The sequence below is a fragment of the Bariatricus sp. HCP28S3_A7 genome, assembly GCF_052066375.1.
Lineage (GTDB): Bacteria > Bacillota > Clostridia > Lachnospirales > Lachnospiraceae > Allocoprococcus.
Genome location: NZ_JBQHSG010000010.1, coordinates 19,056 through 37,488, shown reverse-complemented (window position 1 = coordinate 37,488; position 18,433 = coordinate 19,056). Strand labels below are relative to the sequence as shown.

Below are 18,433 nucleotides of genomic sequence, written 5' to 3'. Positions count from 1 at the left end.
TCTCCTTTAATGAAATTATTAAGAAAAAACAGTTTGCAGTATTTCCCCCGATTATGTACTGCAGGCTGTTTTTTCGTCATTACAGCAAATGGTCTATTTAATCGAATCAAAGAATGAATGACGAACAACATTTAAGGTGTAAAGCTTTCATTGAATAACCAAAAGCCTTACACCTTTTCTTTTCCTTACTTCCGTCCCACAAGTTCATCCAGACTGATCTGATACAGATCCGCCAGGATAATCAACACTTTGATCGAAGGTTCCCGAAGTCCTCTCTCATAATTGGAAAATGCCTGTCGGCTGACTCCGGCATACTCCGCCACCTCCGCCTGAGTGAAACCATAACGTTTTCGAAATGTTTTTAATAATTTATAGTCCAACTTTATCCTTCCTTCGTCTTCTTATTACTGTTCCGGCCGTTACCGCTATGATCAGCAGCGTAACTGCCAAAATGAGTATCCAAAAGAACGGCGTTTGTGTATCACCGGTTTTCACAGCAGAAGGGGATTTCGGTTGTGATCCCTGATAGATGTTCCGAAAAACAGCGCCATCCGTTTTCTCCCCCTTCTCGTTCTCTATAACAAGCTGACAGGCAAGTCTGCCATCACGGGTATTCCTCACATACACCTTCACACGGTAGATCGTTTCATCATAAGTATATCCCTTTTCCTTCTCGCCAACCTCCTGTCTGAGTTCATATTCATAGAGCCCGCCATGTTCATATTGAATCGGACCGATTTGTGTCTTCCGGCTGTCTTTAAGCTGAAACCTGTATACACCGTCCCGGCTTCCTTCCGGCATCGGATTCTCTTCATCCAATGCTTTAAGCTGATAGGAAAAGCTTCGGTTTAGATTTGCCGGCACGCTGTATTCCGTTTTAAAAATCTGTTCCACCCCAATCGCTGTTTCCGCAATCTGTTCCGCCGCCTGTACCGGCAGAACCTGCATGACCAGAATACAGCAGAATACCAGCAGAAATTTTAATCCATGTTTTATGCTTCTTGTTTCCATATGTCTTCTCCCCTCCGTCAATCTGTTTTGACAGATTTATTCCTGATCCCGAAACGGATTCTCAGGAACCTCCTCCAGCATTCTGCCCACCAGAATATATCTCCCGTTGGTACCTTCCGGTGTGCAGGTTGAAAGCAGCACCACGTGATCTTCCGAGGCCACCAAAAGATCAGCTATACAGACAGCATGCTCCTTAATATAGGAAAGAAATTCTTCTTTTGCCTCTGGATCTTCCAGTTCGGGATTATAAATCACATCACTGTAGGCATCATCTTCTAAAAAAGCGAAAAACTCCAGTCCCCTTTCCTTTCCGTCAGAATAAAGGAAACCGTAGCGGTGGCTGTCAAAAAAATCCTGTTCTTTAAATTCTTCCACTTCTCCGAACATCGACTTTTTCTCCATATGATGTCCGTAAATGATATTACAAAAATCCGAAAAATCCGCCTTATTTCTATAATCCAGGAACAGGCTTCCCGACAAGGCATACTCGCCCTTTGCATTGACATTTACATATTTCTGGTTATCATCCGACTGCACCAGCGGATAGTCAATACTGGTTCCATAGACAGTGAGCCATCCGATAACCTCCGGATTGATTTTCTGCAATTCCTCAAAGGATTCCGTATCCGTACTCTGCGGTTTATATGTCTCGTACAAGGCAGCATCTGCTCCCGAGTAGATCTGCCTCGAATCCCAGATTGCATAGCATCCATACCCCGCAAGCGCGAGGAAGAGGACGAGCACCGCAAGATTTACGATGCCGTCCGCCAGGCGTACCGTTCCTTTTCCAATCCTGTAGATCCAACTCCCTGAAATTCTCTTCGCAGACCGGCTGCCATCTCGCTTCCTCATGCTTTCTCAGTTCCGTCTTCGATTAGCGAAAACTACGGCGTCTCTTTACCACTGCCAGACCTGCCGCCGCAAGAAGAACTGCTGCGATCATCACAACGAAAGGAAGTACATTCACAATAATACCGGTAATTACGACACTCTTATATGTATTCACAAAATCTGCTTTGTTTTCGCATTCTCCTACCAGATTCGTTTTACCAGTTTCTGCGGAGCTTAAGGCATCTTTTTCATTTTCTACTGTTGCATTTTTTACAGTTTCCGTACCGTTTTCAACAACATTTACACTCGGGGTATATCCGTCTTCTGCGCCTGCTTCAGTTACCACATATCTGGTACCGGCCGGAAGATCTGTAAATACAAGCTCTTCTCCATCATGAAGACTGAACTCGGTTGCTACTCCTGCTTCACATACCACCGTTGTATCTCCAATGGTTCCTGTATAGGACGTTTCATCTCCTGCTGTCGCTGCTTTTGTGAACGTAATGGTAAAAGTAAAGTCTTTTGTCTTATCTGCATAATCGCCAACCGTAGATTTGCTGATCGTAAGCGTTTTATTGTTCTTAACGAATGTATTTACAAATTCAATTTTATCCACTTTTACGCCATCTTTTGTTGCTGTAATCTCAGAAATACACGGACCGCTTTCACTGTTCACGACATATACATTCAGCTTATAAGAAGATGCTGAATAGGTCATAACTTCATCTTCCTGTGCCAGATATGTATCCGCTTTTTCTGTCACGGTATATTCATATACTCCGGCATGCTCAAATGAATCAAAGTCAATCTCTGAAGTCTTGGAAATGCAGTATTTTCCATCCGCCGGTGTTCCCTTCTCATCCGCAGAAGAATAGGTAATATCCTGAATCTGCGCCCTTGCCGCATCCGGTGTATTGCTGCTGATTTCAAATGAAAATGCTGCATCCGGCACGGTAATTCCTTCCGCCATTTCCAGTACTTTGGTAACCATCGGCTGAACAGTCGTAGTTATCTGATCGTTTTCTCCTTCTCTATCGGCAGCCATTGAAGAACCGCCCAAAACCATTGTCATGGTCATTACGCCTGCAAGGAGCAGGGCTCTTACTCTTTTCTTGTTAATCATCGTTTTGTTTTCCTCCTCTTTTCATTTTATATTATTTATATAAAATACAAACCATACCTGAGATGGCTGCATTTATATACACTAAATTCCCCTCTGACGGATAACCGTCATTACACATCCACAAGTATCCTTCGTCTGCACGGTTCCGTAAATCCGGCTGTCCACCGCCTGTTCCCGGCGGTCTCCAAGAACAAAGACTTCTCCTTTCCCTACCGTAACCGGATACCGGATCCCCTCTGTATATGGCAGCGTCTCTTCATAAATGCCGATTTCCTGCTGAAGATACCCATTGATGGACATTCCTTCTTCTGTCATATCCACCGTATCTCCCTCGACAGCAACGACACGTCGTATTTCTTTTTCTCCATTATGATCCAGAACGATCACATCACCGAAGCGGTAATCTTTCCTGAGCCGCCATGTAATGACAATGTCTCCGTCTTTGACAGCCGGGTTCATGGAATCGTCACCGGATCGGTAAATCCCAAAGAAAAATACAAACATTATCAGCACCATCAAGGCCAGCAGAATGATCTTCATAAGCAGATACCCCACGTCTCCCAAAAGGGAAGGCGCTCTCTCCGGATCTGCTTCGTTTTGCCGCCTCTTATCCTCTGACATTATCGTCTGCTCCTTCTACGTCCAAACAGAAGATACACCGATGCAACGAATAAAAATCCTGCAGCCGCCGAAATCATCAGGAACCGTCCGATCTGGTAATTCTCAATCCCGGTTACCGGAATCTTGTCCTTATGATTTACTACGGACACTTCACCATCTTCCTCTAATGTTCCCTCCGCACAGGTCTGCCCCTTTACGGCATTGTAAGTCACTTCATACCCTGCGGCATCATCAGCTGCTTCTGTTACCTTAAACGTCCCTCCATGCGGGAGTTTCTTCAGTGTAATCTGTTGTCCATGCTTTAAGTCGATCGTTGCCGTTCCGTTTGTAAATACCAGATTGCCGTCAGCAGGCGCCTGGGCCGCATCTTCTATGCCTAATTTTTGTTCCCCGGTATAAGAAAAGGTTCCGCTTACAGGATTTCCGTTTTTGTCCCTCAACTCAATCGTCATCGTATAGGATCTGGTCTTGTCTCCCATGGCTCCGGTTACTTCTTTACCGATCGTCAGCTCCGGAAGTTTCGTATTCACGATGGTAAATCCATTCGTCTGATTTCCCGTCACCATGCTTTCAAAGCCTTCCACAATTTCTTCCTCTGCTGTGTAGGTATGCCCCTTGGCAACACTTGTAAAGGTTCCTTTCCATTCCTCTTCTGCCTTCAGCACCAATGTCTTATACGGAGTTGTCTGATCGTCCTGATACAGATTTACTGTGATTTGTCCCGGTATCTCGTCATCGTCTGAAACATTTGCCCAGTTTTTTGTCACCAGAACTGTAAGCGAATCCACCTGAACCACAGGCTTTTCCTCATAGAAAACGGTTGCCGATGCAGCAGAATCCGTTTTTCCATATGTATAAGTTAGCGTTGGTGCATTCTCACCTTCCGCATTGGAGTAAAATCCGGCTTTTCCCGAACTGGTCGTATTCCCCGGTGCATCACTGCCGTCACTTCCGGTCGCGTTATATCCTTCATCGGCATAAGTATCATATGCAAGCTGCGTCGGTTTTATCCGAAAACTGACTGAATAGGTATAGTCCTGATTCAGGGCATATCCTTCCTTAAAGTTTACAGTCACCTTTTTGGATGCCGCATCATATGTGGCATCGATCAGACTACTGACAGAAATTTCCTCATCTCCGACTTTCACAGTCGTCACTTCATTGCCATCCTGATTCGTCACTTGAATAACCGGAGCAAAGATACCGTCCAGTTCTGTATACTCACTTAACGTATCCGTAATCGTCACATCACGGCAGGTATATTCCGTAATACTGGCGATAATTTTCTTAAATGCTTCTGCCAGATCATCCGCTTCTTTTGCCGGAAAGAAAGCATGCTCTTCTGCCCCCGGCTTTTCTGCAAGATCTGTTAAAAATGTGGAATCACTACTGCTTGAGATTCCAATCGTATAAAATCCTGCAAAACCTTTCATTGCTGCTGCCTGTGTATAGGCTGCCTGCGCATTTGCCCCCACATGTCCGTTTTGATTATCATTCTGTCCGTTTCCCTCTGTATATCCATTCGAATTGTATCGGAAAGTCGGTTCACCGTCAGATAAAAAAACAACATATTTCTGCGCGTCACTCCGAGCACTCTGAAGAACTTCAGCTCCTTTATACAGTCCCGCCTGACAGTTTGTTCCGCCACCCTGCGAGCTGCTGTTTTTCCCGATTGCATTCACGCTGGAATCTACCTCTGACTTTTTTGTTGTCCACACCCATGAAGAAGAAACAGCTGTGGCATCATCCCATTTTTCCGCCCCGTTCTTTAATCCCCAATCACTGTAATCACTCTCACCATCATAAATTACAACTGCCATGCGAGCATCCAAATCGGTATTATTTAATACTGCCTCCGAAATACCATTGGTTCCAGTAATAATCTGCTTCAGAATGTTCATATATGACAGTCTTTGATTGTTATAATTCATCGTATTATTAAACATACTGTTGGATCGGTCCACGACCATCAGTACATCTACCTTCGGTTTTACCTTCTCCGAATCATACATTCCTCTGACATTCAGAGTCAGCGTATAACTGTCTTCTCCGTTGTACTTGATATATTTATGATGTTCCGGTGCAGTTTCCGTATCTACACTTTTCAGATTCACTTCAAGCGGCGCTGATTCTGCCGTCTCTGTAAGTGCAGTGGCTTTTTTGCTGAATACCTGCATCTCTTCCTGTAATTCTTCCTGTTGCTGCCCCTCCTGCCGGAGTTCTTCCAGTTGGTTTTCTTCCTGCTGATTCTCTTCCTGCCAGATTTCCTCCTCTTGATTCTCTTCCTGTTGATTTTCTTCCCGCTGCAATTCTTCCTGTTGATTTTCTTCCTGTTGATTTTCTTCCTGCTGCAATTCTTCCTGTTCTTCTTCTCCCGGCAATCCCCGGTTCTCCGCATCCTCAATTTCATTCGTATCCACACTGTTTTCTATAACAGTACTCTGATTGCTGTTTTCTTCATCTGCCGCATTTACATGCGCCAGTCCAATCCCGCCAATCATCACCAGTGCCATTAGAATTGCCGCCGCTCGTGTAGGCAAGGAACGCGTGTGTCCTCTTTCCCTTCCCATCTTACCGTCCTCCTTTTGCCCCTTACATCTGGACCTTTTGCTTGCTCAGGATACTCTTCTCCGAAGGTTATCCATATTTGATATATATTCTTTTCAAATGCAAATTAGTACAACATCGTATCAATTATGTTGGAAATTCATCGACAAATACTGCAAAAAAGCTGCCAGGCATCTCTGCCTGACAGCTTTTTCTATTTTTTTTTTTTCTTATTTCAGCATATCCCGAAGCATCTGATTCACCATTCCCGGGTTTGCCTTTCCTTTCATGGCCTTCATAATCTGACCGACCAGTGCGCCCAGTGCCTTTTCTTTTCCACCTTTGTAATCTTCCACCGCTTTTGGATTTGCCGCAATCACCTGTGCAGCAATCTCCCGAAGTGCACCTTCGTCATTTACCGTCTTTAATCCGTGTTCCTCCACATATTTTTCCGGATCCACATCTTCGGCAAATACTTTTTCAAAGACTTCTTTTGCCACAGAACTGTTAATCGTTCCGGCATCTGCAAGGTTGATGAGTTTCGCCAGATTCTCCGGTGAAAAACGGATATCTGCCGGTTCCTGTCCGTTTTCATTCAGAAGACGCATGGTCTCAACCATAAGCCAGTTGGATACTTTCTTCGGTTTTCCGCAGATCGCGGTTGTTGCCTCGAAGATATCCGCCATTTTTTTACTTCCGGTAATGATCTCGGCATCATACTGCGGAATATCATATTCTCTCTTATAACGCTCCAGTTTTTCTGTACGCAGTTCCGGCTGACGGGCTTTCACCTGCTCGATCCACTCATCACTGATCACGATCGGAACCAGATCCGGTTCCGGGAAATAGCGGTAATCCTGCGCATCTTCTTTGGATCGCATTGCATAAGAATACTCTTTATTGTCATCCCATCTTCTGGTCTCCTGAATCACTTTCTTGCCTTCTTCCAGAAGTTCGATCTGTCTTGCCCTTTCCCCTTCGATCGCACGGCTGATGGCTTTGAAAGAGTTCAGGTTCTTCATCTCGGTTCGGGTTCCGAATTCTTTTGATCCGACTTCACGAACCGATAAGTTTACATCAGCTCTCATGGAACCTTCCTGAAGCTTGCAGTCCGATGCCCCCAGATACTGGCAGATCATTCTCAGCTTCTCCAGATAGGCAATAACTTCTTCCGCAGAACGCATATCCGGCTCCGATACGATCTCGATCAGCGGCACACCGCTTCGGTTATAATCCACAAGAGAACAGTCTTCCCATTCGTCATGAATCAGTTTCCCGGCATCTTCCTCCATATGCATTTCATGAATACGGACTTTTTTCTTCGTACCGCCCACTTCAATCTCCACGTATCCGTCCCTTGCGATCGGGAGATAAAGCTGGGAGATCTGATAGTTCTGCGGATTATCCGGGTAGAAATAATTCTTCCGATCAAATTTGCAGACCTGTGTGATCTTGCAGTTTGCCGCAAGTCCTACCGCCATTGCATATTCCACAACCTGTCGGTTCAGCACCGGGAGTGATCCCGGCATACCGGTACAAACAGGACAGGTATGTGTGTTCGGTGCTCCTCCAAATTCCGTACTGCAGGAGCAGAAGATTTTTGTCTTTGTCGCTAGTTCTACATGGACCTCAAGTCCGATTACTGTCTCATATTGTTTTGACATCTAGGCTTCCCCCTTTCCTGCTGTCTGTGTTTTATCATAATCAGAAATCCATTTCTTTTGAGTCAGGCATTCATACGTGTAAGCCGCACGGAATAATTTCTTCTCCTGAAAACAGTCCCCGATGAGCTGCATTCCTACCGGAAGGCCTTTGGAATCACGGCCTACCGGAATACTGATTCCCGGAAGACCGGCCAGATTTACCGAAATCGTGTAAATATCTCCCAGATACATCTTCAGCGGATCGCTGAGAGAGGATCCAAGTTTCGGAGCCGTAGTCGGAGCTGCCGGTGCAAGAATCATATCATATTTGGCAAATGCCTGATCGAAGGCTTTTTTGATCAATGCTTTTGTCTTTAACGCCTTCAGGTAATAAGCGTCATAGTATCCGGAGCTTAATACGAAGGAGCCAAGCATGATACGGCGCTTTACTTCCGGTCCAAACCCTTCAGACCGGGTTTTTTTATACATTCCATGAAGCTCCTCATAGTCTGCCGTTCTATATCCGTATTTTACACCGTCAAATCGCGCAAGATTGGAGCTTGCTTCCGCAGAAGCGATGACATAATATGCCGGAATGGCATATTTTACAAGTCCCAGATCAAATCGTTCCACGCTGGCACCGGCTTCCTCCAGTACCTTCGCAGCTTCCAGAATCGGCCCTGCTACTTCCGGATCCAGACCTTCACTAAAATAATCCCGCGGAATGCCGATTTTCATCCCTTTCACATCATTTACCAGTGCACCGGTGAAATCGGTGTCTCCTCTTTCCATAGAAGTACTGTCCTTCACATCATGCGATGCGATCGTCTCCAGAATAGCTGCACAGTCACTTACATCTCTTGCGATCGGTCCGATCTGATCCAGAGAGGATCCGTATGCAATGAGTCCATAACGGGAAACCGTTCCGTATGTCGGCTTAATACCCACAACTCCGCAATAAGAACTTGGCTGACGGATCGAACCGCCGGTATCAGAACCAAGTGCATAAGGAACTTCCAAAGCCGCAACGGCCGCACAGGAACCGCCGGAAGATCCTCCCGGGACGTGTTCCAGATTCCACGGATTCTTCGTCTCACCATAATAAGAAGTTTCCGTTGTACTTCCCATTGCGAATTCATCCATATTGGTCTTTCCGATGATGACCGCTCCCGCCTTCTCCAGATTCAGGACCGCCTCTGCCGTATAGGTCGGATTGAAATTCTCCAGGATTCTGGAACTGCATGTGGTAAGCATTCCTTTCGTACACATATTGTCTTTGATTGCCACCGGGACTCCTGCAAGCGGTCCGGTGTAAGTCCCGTCCTCGATTCCTCTCTGAACCTCTTCCGCTCGATTAAATGCTTTTTCTCTATCTATTGTCACAAAACTATTTACTTTATCTTCAACTTTATCAATCTGTTTCAGACACGCTTCTACCGCTTCTTTCACAGTGATCTCTTTCGCTTTTATTTTTCTTCCAAGCTCAAGTGCTGTCATACTCAAGATATCCATTTACGTTCTCCTCCTATGCAAATGTTTTCGGTACTTTGTAGCTCTGCTCTTTCTGCTGCGGTGCATTTGACAGCATGGCCTCATGGTCGTCTCCGTTTTCCACCGTATCTTCACGGAACACATTATGGATCGGGAATACATGGGACATCGGCTCGATCCCCTCGGTATCCAGTTCATTTAAAGTATCTATATAATCCAGCATTGTTTCCATGTCGGATTTAGCCTGCTCTTTTTCTTCTTCGGAAAGCTCCAGCTTCGCCAGAATTCCAACATATTCGATTGTCTCGTCGGAAATTTTGTTTGCCATTTTCTGATTCTCCTTCACTTATCAAATTCTGATTTTATATCATTTTAGAAGCGTATCTTGTAGCCACACGTTCTTCCGTTAAGGCGTAAGTCTGCTCAAATCTCTCGGGAAGAGTGTGGTTTCCCTGACATTATCCTCTCCCAGAAGCTGCATAGTCAAACGTTCCATCCCAATACCAAGTCCTCCATGCGGTGGCATGCCGTGTTTAAAAGTATCCAGATATGTCTCCAGCCCCTCCTCGGTCATTCCACGTTTTTCCAGTTTTGCAAGAAGCATATCATAATCATGGATTCTCTGTCCTCCTGTCGTAATCTCAAGACCACGGAACAGGAGATCGAAGCTGAGCGTAAATCTCTCATCTTCCGGATCGTCCATCGCATAAAACGGGCGCTTCTTGGACGGATAATAGGTAACAAAAACAAAATCACTTCCCCATTCTTCTTTTGCATACTGTCCGATCAAATGCTCTTCCTCCGGCTCCAGATCGAACGGATTGCGGATACGGCGGTTATATTTTTCAGAGACAAGCTGCTTGACCTCATCGAAACGTACAGCCGGAATCTGATCTACATTCGGAAGTTCCACTCCCAGAATCTTCAGTTCCTTTGCATATTCTTTTTCCAGAAGCTTCATCGTATACTGAAGGAAACCTGTTTCCATTGCCATGATATCCTCAAAGCTGTCAATATACCCCATCTCAAAGTCCAAACTGGTGTATTCATTCAAATGCCGCTTCGTATTGTGCTTCTCCGCGCGGAATACCGGTCCGGTTTCAAATACCCGGTCAAATACACCGACCATCATCTGTTTATAGAGCTGTGGGCTCTGCTCCAGAACTGCCGGTCTGTGGAAATAATCCAACCGGAACAAGTTCGAACCTCCCTCTGCTCCTTTTGCTCCGATCTTCGGAGTATGAATTTCGGTAAACCCTTGTTTATACAAAAATTCGCGGAAACCTCTTACGATTCCTTCCTGTATTTTAAATTTTGCCCGCTCTCTTACATTTCTCAGTGAAATAGAACGATAATTCAGCTTTGCCTCCAGAGATGTATTCAGTTTCCATTTGGAAACCTGAAGTGGTAACGGCTCTTTGGGTGTACTCAGAATACGAATCTCTTCCATCTTAAGTTCTACACCATTCGGTGCCTTCTCGGATGCCTGAAGCGTTCCGGTCACTTCCACTGTAGCTGCTTCACGGATTTCTTTTAAATCAAAATCAGAACTTCCCTCCTCATAGACACATTGAAGAAGCCCGTCTCTTTTTCTCAATACAACGAATGCAACGGTTCCCATATCACGTACCGTATGAACTGCGCCATTTACACGAACCTTTTTCCCCAGCATATCTTCTTCCAGAAGCTGTCCGAGCTCCAGTGTTTCTTTTTCTTTTACACCTGTCATAAATTCCATGGTTTAAATCCTCCTCAATCACTTTTCTTGCCGTCCTGGCGATATTCCGGATCCTTTTTCCTGATTTTGCATATAAAAAGTCCCGGAATACAATGTATTCCGGGACGGATATCCATATCCGCGGTACCACCCGCATTAACTTCCCTCCTTGGAAGCCCAACTTCATGTGCGTAACGTGCACTTACGTACTGACTTACTGAAATTCTTTTTATATGAAGCCTTTTCTCCATTCACTGATCATTCCGCATTCAGCCAGTCTGCTCCGGAGTGTTCCCTTCGCCTCATTCCTCAAACAGCGCTCTCAGTCGGTGACGCCGTATTCCTGTCAAGTTCCAGAAGCAAGAGTCTCTTTCATCGCATTGCAAAATAAATTTTTTCAAATAATATCACAATCATTTTCATTTTTCAAGGGTATTTTTCAAAAAAACCGAGTTTTCTCTATTTTTCACTCTTATTTTGTATGTCTGTCCACATATTTATTTTCTGTCTTGGAATACACAATCCGCTGTTCCTTGTACAGACTATAATATCCTGACACCAGATAGCTCACAGCCACTACGCTGCAGTAAAATGGCATTCCAGTAAATCCAAACATTTCAAAAGCAATCAGCATAGAACTGATCGGGCTATTTGTAACAGCGCAGAATACGCCGACCATTCCACACGCCGCACAGATATCCGGAGGAAGTGCAAGAAGTGCCGACATGGCCGATCCCAGAGTCGCACCGATGAATAACGACGGAACGATCTCACCGCCCTTAAATCCCACACATAGAGTCAGACAGGTAAAGATCATTTTCAGAAGGAATTTCTCCGGTGATACGGCCCCCTTAAAGCTTGCCTGGATCACGCCTCCACCAAGTCCAAGATAGTCCTCTGTTCCCAAAAGGAACCGAAGTGCAATGACCGCTGCCGCACCTGCCACGATTCTCAGATAAGGATTCGCAAACCATTCTTTAAATTTGTGTTCGCAGGTATGGAGCATGACACAAAACAGAACTCCGGCCAAGGCAAACGCAATCGCAAGAATGAGAAATTTGAGGGTCTGAAAACTATAAAAATCAGGTACATCTTCGACGGGATATGGATGTGCCAGCGTCCTTACTTTGAAGAGGAGTGCAACATACTGAGCCGTAAATGATGCAAACATACAGGGAACCAGTGCTGAGTAATACATAATCCCCACACTCACAACTTCCATCGGGAAGATTGCGGCTGCCATCGGCGTACCGAATAATGCCGCAAAAGCCGCACTCATGCCCGAAAGGATGATGATCTTTTCATCACTTTCATTCAAGTGAAGACGCCTTCCGATCCAGCCGCCCACACTGGCGCCGAACTGAAGAGCCGCTCCTTCTCGTCCGGAAGACCCTCCGAAAAAATGTGTGATTACCGTTGAAATCAAAATCAACGGCGCAACACGGATCGGTACATCTTCATCCTGCGAACGGATAACGGAAAGTACCAGATTTGTTCCGGTGTTTTTCTCTTCTCCGGCCTTTTTATACAGCCACACGATCAAAAGTCCTCCAAGTGGCAGGCCGAAGATCACCCAGAAATGCGCCATCCGAAATGCGGTCGCCCATGAAACTGCGTAGGAAAAGATACTGGCGATCGTTCCCACCACTCCTCCGGTCACGAGCGACATCAGTATCCATTTTACAAGAACTGTCAGCTGGTTTTTCCAGATTTCCAGCATTTCATTCATTTTTTCTCCCATGTTTATCTCTCCCTCTTCCTTTGTAACAGTCCATTCACTATAATTATTAAGTATACTCTTTTTATTGGGCTACTGCAAACCTGTTTTATCCTGTTTTACCCTTTTCTATTCTTTCTCCCCCTGATTCACCAGCAGCCAATTGGCCCTGAAGCTTCGCATCAGATTCCAGTATCCGAACCCTCTTATCCCCTTTTCTCTGACAAGCTCCATTTTAGCACGAATACTGCGCACATCTTCGAACCATACCTCATGCTGTTTTCCTCCGGACCAGTATGTGAAATACGGACTTTGGACCTTTTCGTCATATTGAATCTCAGCCCCATTTTCCGAAGCAATACGTACCGCTTCCACATTTCCAATCAGTTCCGCCCGTGTTTCACCACGCTTATAAGGGAGTTCCCAGTCGTACCCATAGTTCGGAATCCCCATCATGATCTTCTCACGCGGAATCTCTGTGACTGCATACTCCACAACTTCCCGCACTTTGTTTAAAGGTGCAACCGCCATTGGCGGACCATACATGTATCCCCATTCATACGTCATGAGAAAAACCGTATCCGCTGCCGCCCCAAGACGTCTGTAATCCATACCTTCATAGAGCAGTCCTTTCTGGTCAGCAGATGTTTTAGGGGCAAGCGCAACAGAAACGGAATATCCGTTTTCCGCCATTACATTTTGCAGATGTTCCACGAACTTAACATATCCTTCTTTATCTTCCGGCAGAATATATTCAAAGTCAACATCCACTCCTGCATATCCTTTTTCCTGCACGACAACCAGAATGTTTGCAATCAATGTGTTCTGCATTTCTGCATTTTCAGTCACAATCTTGATCAGCTGATTGTTGAAAACTCCCGCTTCCGAAAAGGGAGTCAGCACCAGAAACGGCTGAACCCCGAATTTTTTGTCTCTCTTAGGATCCAGTCTTCTTTCACTTGCGGCGGCACCAGCTCTCCATCTTCTGTAAATCCATATGAAAATATCATAATTTCATCTATATATAATAATGTTTCTCTCAGGATATATCCTGCCACATACGGGTACACATATCCGCTGACCTTTTTTTCCGGACTGTTCTGGTCCTCATATGAGATAATCAACTGCTGACCTGTGATCAGATAGGTTCGATCCAACAGGTACGGATTATTTCTATACAGCTGCTTTTCACTGATCTGATACATGGAGGCAATCGTTCCGGTCGTCTCTCCCGCCCTTACGGTATGTATGATCTCCGGATAAAGAATCAGAAGTGCCTGCCCCGGCACCAGATATTCCTGACCGGCTGTCTGGTTATCATACGCAAGTCTCGCCGGAGACACCCCATATCTTTGTGCGATTCTGTAAATCGTATCCTGTGGCTTTACTACATAAATTTCCATACTCTTTTTCCTGAATGCTCTCTGTTTCCTTTGATTTTATGCAGGAAACATGATATACTATACCCAGTTACACGTTCTGATTGCAAAGGGTTGAACCTGAGCAAAAAGGCGCATTTATCCGAATTATTTCATACATTTTCATTTCTTTATTCTGACAACATTTTTGAGGAAATTCTTTCTGTCTTTATCGCCAAACGTGTACAATTTGTAGCATCGTCACACATTTGTCTCGAGAAAGGAGGTTTTACTCATATGTCTGAAGCAGACTCACGAATCGCTCTGATCGGAATTATTGTTTCCAGCCACGAATCCGTAGAACAACTGAACGCACTTTTAAGTGAATACGGTTCCTACATTGTCGGAAGAATGGGCATTCCCTATCGGGAAAAAAAAATTTCCATTATCAGCATCGCCATGGATGCACCGAATGATATCATCAGCGCACTTTCCGGAAAGATCGGAATGCTGCCCGGCATCAGTACAAAGACAATTTATGCAAAAACAAAATAACCGGAGAACCATTCATGAGAGAACTCATTACAAAATTAGAAGAAACCGGGAATCTGAACCAAACCGAATGGATCGCTTTGATCAATGGCCGTACCCCAAAGCTTGCAGAGTTTCTATTTGAGCGGGCACGGGCTGTACGCCATCAGTATTATGGTCATGATGTATATATCCGGGGACTGATTGAATTTACCAATTACTGCAGAAATGACTGTTATTACTGCGGAATTCGCTGCAGCAATGCTTCTGTTGCCCGGTATCGTCTTACCGAAGACGAAATACTGGATTGCTGTCAGACCGGTTACCGTCTTGGTTTTCGTACCTTTGTCCTGCAGGGAGGCGAAGATGCATGGTTCACGGACAAGCGGATGGCCGTACTCATCCGGGCAATCAAAACTCGTTTTCCGGACTGTGCGCTCACACTCTCCATTGGTGAAAAATCCCGAGAGAGCTACAAGCTGTTCCATGACATGGGTGCAGACCGCTATCTGCTCCGTCATGAAACCTACAATGCCAATCATTACCGGATGCTCCATCCCGCCTCATTGTCCGCCATTCGCAGACAAAAGTGTCTTTTCGCACTGCAGGAAACAGGTTATCAGGTAGGGAGTGGTTTCATGGTCGGCTCACCGGGGCAGACTGCCGAATACCTGGCCGAGGATATGTTGTTTCTAAAGCAACTGAATCCTCATATGGTTGGGATCGGACCGTTTATTCCCCATCATGCCACACCATTCGCCATGGAGAAAGCCGGCACTCTTGAGCTCACTTTATTTATGCTCGGACTGCTCCGGCTGATGCTGCCAAAGACACTTCTGCCGTCTACAACAGCACTCGCAACCATCCATCCGGAGGGCAGAAAAATGGGGATTCTCGCGGGTGCCAATGTTGTGATGCCGAATCTGTCACCGCAGGAGAACCGAAAGAATTACAGTCTATATGATAACAAACGCTGCATGGGGGATGAAGCAGCAGAAGGCCTTGCCATTTTGACACAGGAAATGGAAGAAATCGGCTATCATATCGTGACCACAAGAGGCGATTCCCTGGTCACGATCCAGGATCATAATCAGGAATTAAATTTAAAAGATTTCACAGGAGGAAACGAAAATGTATAATCCAGCATCAAAAAAAGCAGATGAATTTATCAGCCATGAGGAAATTATGGAGACACTCCAGTACGCTGATGAAAATAAAAACAATCTTGAATTAATCGACCGGATCATAGAGAAGGCGAAGCTTCGCAAGGGGCTTTCCCACCGGGAAGCATCCGTTCTTCTCGCCTGCGAGAATGATGAGAAGAACCAGGAAATCTACCATCTCGCCGAGCAAATAAAGAAAGATTTTTATGGCAATCGAATTGTTATGTTTGCTCCGCTCTATCTTTCCAACTACTGTATTAACGGATGTACCTATTGCCCTTATCACATGAAAAACAAACATATTCCACGTAAAAAACTGACACAGGACGAAATCCGTAAGGAAGTTATCGCGCTTCAGGATATGGGACACAAACGGCTGGCGCTGGAGGCCGGTGAAGATCCGAAGAACAATCCAATCGAATATATTCTGGAAAGTATCAAGACGATTTACAGTATTAAGCACAAAAACGGAGCGATCCGCCGCGTCAATGTAAATATTGCCGCCACGACAGTTGAAAACTACCGCAAACTTAAGGAAGCAGGAATCGGAACCTACATCCTGTTCCAGGAAACCTATCATAAAGAAAGCTATCTGGAGCTTCATCCGACAGGGCCGAAACATGATTACGATTATCACACAGAAGCTATGGATCGCGCCATGGAAGGAGGCATTGATGATGTAGGGCTCGGCGTGCTGTTCGGTCTCGATAAATATCGTTACGAATTTGCGGGTCTTCTGATGCATGCAGAACATCTGGAAGTGGTCTTCGGAGTCGGCCCGCATACCATCAGTGTTCCTCGTCTGAGAAACGCAGATGACATTGATGCTTCTGCATTCACTAACGGAATCGATGATGATACCTTCGCCAAGATCGTAGCCTGCATCCGCATCGCAGTTCCATACACCGGCATGATCGTATCCACCCGCGAGAGCCAGAAATGTCGTGAGCGCGTACTGCATCTTGGCATTTCCCAGATCAGCGGCGGTTCCAAGACCAGCGTCGGCGGCTATGCCGAACCGGAGCCGGACGAAGAGTCTTCCGCGCAGTTTGATGTCAGCGATACACGTACACTCGACCAGGTCGTGAAGTGGCTGATGGACATGGATTATATTCCGAGCTTCTGCACCGCCTGCTATCGAGAAGGCCGTACCGGCGACCGCTTCATGTCACTCTGCAAAAGCCAGCAGATTCAGAACTGCTGCCATCCGAATGCTCTGATGACCTTAAAAGAATATCTGGTAGACTACGCTTCACCTGAAACCAAAGCAGTCGGTGATGCAATCCTTCAAAAAGAGCTGGCAAATATTCCAAACGACAAAGTTCGCGCCAAAGTGATCGAACATCTGGAAGCAATTGAAAACGGAACAGGAAATGACTTTAGATTCTAATTGAAATCGAAAAATAAGGAGGCTATTATGGGATTAAATACAACTCCTTCAGCTGAGCGGATCCATATCGGGATCTTCGGAAAACGAAATGCAGGGAAATCCAGCCTGATCAACGCAATAACCGGTCAGAGTCTGGCGATTGTCTCTGATATCGCCGGGACTACCACTGATCCGGTGCTGAAAGCCATGGAACTACTGCCTTTGGGCCCGGTTGTTATGATCGATACTCCCGGTCTTGATGACGAAGGTGAACTGGGCCAGCTTCGTATTCAGAAATCTTATCAGATTCTGAACAAAACAGATATTGCTGTTCTGGTTACAGATGCGTCCTCTCCAATGACTGCCGAAGATATTGCAATTCTGGGGCGGATACGGGAAAAAGGAATTCCATACGTGGTTGCAAGAAACAAAATAGACACGATAGAAACTTTAAGTTCATCAGAATTCATCAAAGCGATTGCTGACACTCCGATTCCTGACGGGTGGCTGACCGAACAGAACTGTATCTCTGTCAGTGCAGCTACCGGCAAGAACATTTATGAGCTGAAGGAAATGATTGCAAAACAGGTGCCTGCCGAGAATATGACATTGAAAATTGTCGGCGATCTGTTAAAACCAAATGATGTTGTTGTTCTGGTGGTTCCGATTGATTCTGCAGCCCCCAAAGGAAGGTTGATTCTTCCTCAGCAGCAGACAATCCGTGACATTCTGGAAGCCGGTGCCGTCTCCGTTGTCACCAGGGAAACGGAGTTGAAAGAAACACTTGCTTCTCTAGGGAAGAAACCTCGCATGGTCATTACGGACAGTCAGGCATTTAAACAGGTATCGGCGGACACCCCGGAAAATATATATCTTACTTCATTTTCCATCCTGTTTGCAAGATACAAGGGCAATCTGGAATCCAATGTCCAAGGTGCCCGCATGCTGGAGCGTCTGAAAGATGGTGATAAAATACTGGTTTCTGAGGGCTGTACGCACCATCGGCAGTGCGAAGATATCGGTACGGTGAAACTACCGCGCTGGATCCGGAATTATACCGGCAAGGAACTGGAATTCGTTTTCACAAGCGGAACCGAATTTCCGGCCGATCTGTCCCCTTATGCTTTGATCGTCCATTGCGGTGGCTGTACACTCAGCGAGAGGGAAATGAAGTATCGTCTGAAATGTGCAGAGGATCAGCAAATTCCAATGACAAACTACGGCATCGCCATCGCCTATATGAATGGAATCCTGGACAGGAGCCTCGAGCCATTCCCGGATATCGTGTAAAAAAGGCATACCCTAACCTTG

17 protein-coding genes are annotated in these 18,433 nt (G+C 45.6%); 4 read left to right on the top strand and 13 right to left on the bottom strand.

The genetic code is table 11. The annotated features are described in order from the left end of the window. Positions 1-185 precede the first annotated feature (185 nt). From ACTNA4_RS08685 to ACTNA4_RS08625, 13 genes are all read right to left on the bottom strand, one after another. Entirely contained in the window at positions 186-380 is a 195-nt protein-coding gene (locus ACTNA4_RS08685; protein WP_427806788.1) for a helix-turn-helix domain-containing protein, read from the bottom strand. Beyond that, positions 370-1,011: a Spy0128 family protein gene (locus ACTNA4_RS08680; protein WP_441029672.1), complete on the bottom strand. Its 642-nt coding sequence runs from the start codon at positions 1,009-1,011 to the stop codon at positions 370-372. The genes ACTNA4_RS08685 and ACTNA4_RS08680 overlap by 11 nt, the downstream gene beginning before the upstream one ends. Before the next feature lie 36 nt (positions 1,012-1,047). Then, positions 1,048-1,863, bottom strand: coding sequence for a class B sortase (gene srtB, locus ACTNA4_RS08675; RefSeq protein ID WP_427806785.1), 816 nt, complete (start codon positions 1,861-1,863; stop codon positions 1,048-1,050). A 22-nt stretch (positions 1,864-1,885) separates the two neighbouring features. Further along, entirely contained in the window at positions 1,886-2,965 is a 1,080-nt protein-coding gene (locus tag ACTNA4_RS08670; RefSeq protein ID WP_441029669.1) for a DUF7601 domain-containing protein, read from the bottom strand. 81 nt (positions 2,966-3,046) lie between these two features. Next, positions 3,047-3,586 carry a signal peptidase I gene (gene lepB, locus ACTNA4_RS08665; RefSeq protein WP_427806783.1) on the bottom strand — a complete coding sequence of 180 codons (540 nt, stop codon included), beginning with the start codon at positions 3,584-3,586 and terminating at the stop codon, positions 3,047-3,049. Continuing rightward, complete coding sequence (locus ACTNA4_RS08660; protein ID WP_441029666.1) at positions 3,586-6,156, bottom strand: DUF7604 domain-containing protein; 2,571 nt, start codon at positions 6,154-6,156, stop codon at positions 3,586-3,588. Before ACTNA4_RS08660 ends, lepB begins: the two co-directional genes overlap by 1 nt. A 207-nt stretch (positions 6,157-6,363) precedes the next feature. Next, a complete protein-coding gene (gene gatB, locus ACTNA4_RS08655) occupies positions 6,364-7,797 on the bottom strand; it encodes an Asp-tRNA(Asn)/Glu-tRNA(Gln) amidotransferase subunit GatB (protein WP_441029663.1) in 1,434 nt (477 codons plus the stop codon). Next, the gene (gatA, locus tag ACTNA4_RS08650) at positions 7,798-9,288 is read right to left on the bottom strand and encodes an Asp-tRNA(Asn)/Glu-tRNA(Gln) amidotransferase subunit GatA (RefSeq protein WP_441029661.1); all 1,491 of its coding nucleotides are present in this window, start codon (positions 9,286-9,288) and stop codon (positions 7,798-7,800) included. Between the two features lie 13 nt (positions 9,289-9,301). After that, complete coding sequence (gene gatC / locus ACTNA4_RS08645; RefSeq protein ID WP_427806778.1) at positions 9,302-9,595, bottom strand: Asp-tRNA(Asn)/Glu-tRNA(Gln) amidotransferase subunit GatC; 294 nt, start codon at positions 9,593-9,595, stop codon at positions 9,302-9,304. A gap of 78 nt (positions 9,596-9,673) precedes the next feature. Further along, positions 9,674-11,005 (bottom strand): aspartate--tRNA(Asn) ligase, encoded by a 1,332-nt coding sequence (gene aspS, locus ACTNA4_RS08640; protein WP_427806777.1) that lies wholly within the window; start codon positions 11,003-11,005, stop codon positions 9,674-9,676. Positions 11,006-11,456: 451 nt separating this feature from the next. Then, positions 11,457-12,725 (bottom strand): chloride channel protein, encoded by a 1,269-nt coding sequence (locus ACTNA4_RS08635; RefSeq protein ID WP_427806776.1) that lies wholly within the window; start codon positions 12,723-12,725, stop codon positions 11,457-11,459. Positions 12,726-12,830: 105 nt separating this feature from the next. Next, positions 12,831-13,550 (bottom strand): glycosyl hydrolase family 18 protein, encoded by a 720-nt coding sequence (locus ACTNA4_RS08630; RefSeq protein ID WP_441029658.1) that lies wholly within the window; start codon positions 13,548-13,550, stop codon positions 12,831-12,833. 47 nt (positions 13,551-13,597) lie between these two features. Then, positions 13,598-14,104 (bottom strand): LysM peptidoglycan-binding domain-containing protein, encoded by a 507-nt coding sequence (locus ACTNA4_RS08625; RefSeq protein WP_441029655.1) that lies wholly within the window; start codon positions 14,102-14,104, stop codon positions 13,598-13,600. A 252-nt stretch (positions 14,105-14,356) separates the two neighbouring features. On the opposite strand from ACTNA4_RS08625, the gene ACTNA4_RS08620 reads away from it, so the two are divergent. Genes ACTNA4_RS08620 through hydF form a run of 4 tightly spaced genes read left to right on the top strand, consistent with a single transcriptional unit; the run spans position 14,357 to position 18,412 of the window. After that, positions 14,357-14,614, top strand: a complete 258-nt coding sequence (locus ACTNA4_RS08620; protein WP_441029652.1) for a TM1266 family iron-only hydrogenase system putative regulator — start codon at positions 14,357-14,359, stop codon at positions 14,612-14,614. A 14-nt stretch (positions 14,615-14,628) separates the two neighbouring features. Next, entirely contained in the window at positions 14,629-15,729 is a 1,101-nt protein-coding gene (gene hydE / locus ACTNA4_RS08615; RefSeq protein WP_427806773.1) for a [FeFe] hydrogenase H-cluster radical SAM maturase HydE, read from the top strand. After that, complete coding sequence (gene hydG / locus ACTNA4_RS08610; RefSeq protein WP_441029649.1) at positions 15,722-17,143, top strand: [FeFe] hydrogenase H-cluster radical SAM maturase HydG; 1,422 nt, start codon at positions 15,722-15,724, stop codon at positions 17,141-17,143. Before hydE ends, hydG begins: the two co-directional genes overlap by 8 nt. A gap of 27 nt (positions 17,144-17,170) precedes the next feature. Next, a complete protein-coding gene (hydF, locus tag ACTNA4_RS08605) occupies positions 17,171-18,412 on the top strand; it encodes a [FeFe] hydrogenase H-cluster maturation GTPase HydF (protein WP_441029646.1) in 1,242 nt (413 codons plus the stop codon). The last annotated feature ends 21 nt before the right edge of the window (positions 18,413-18,433 follow it).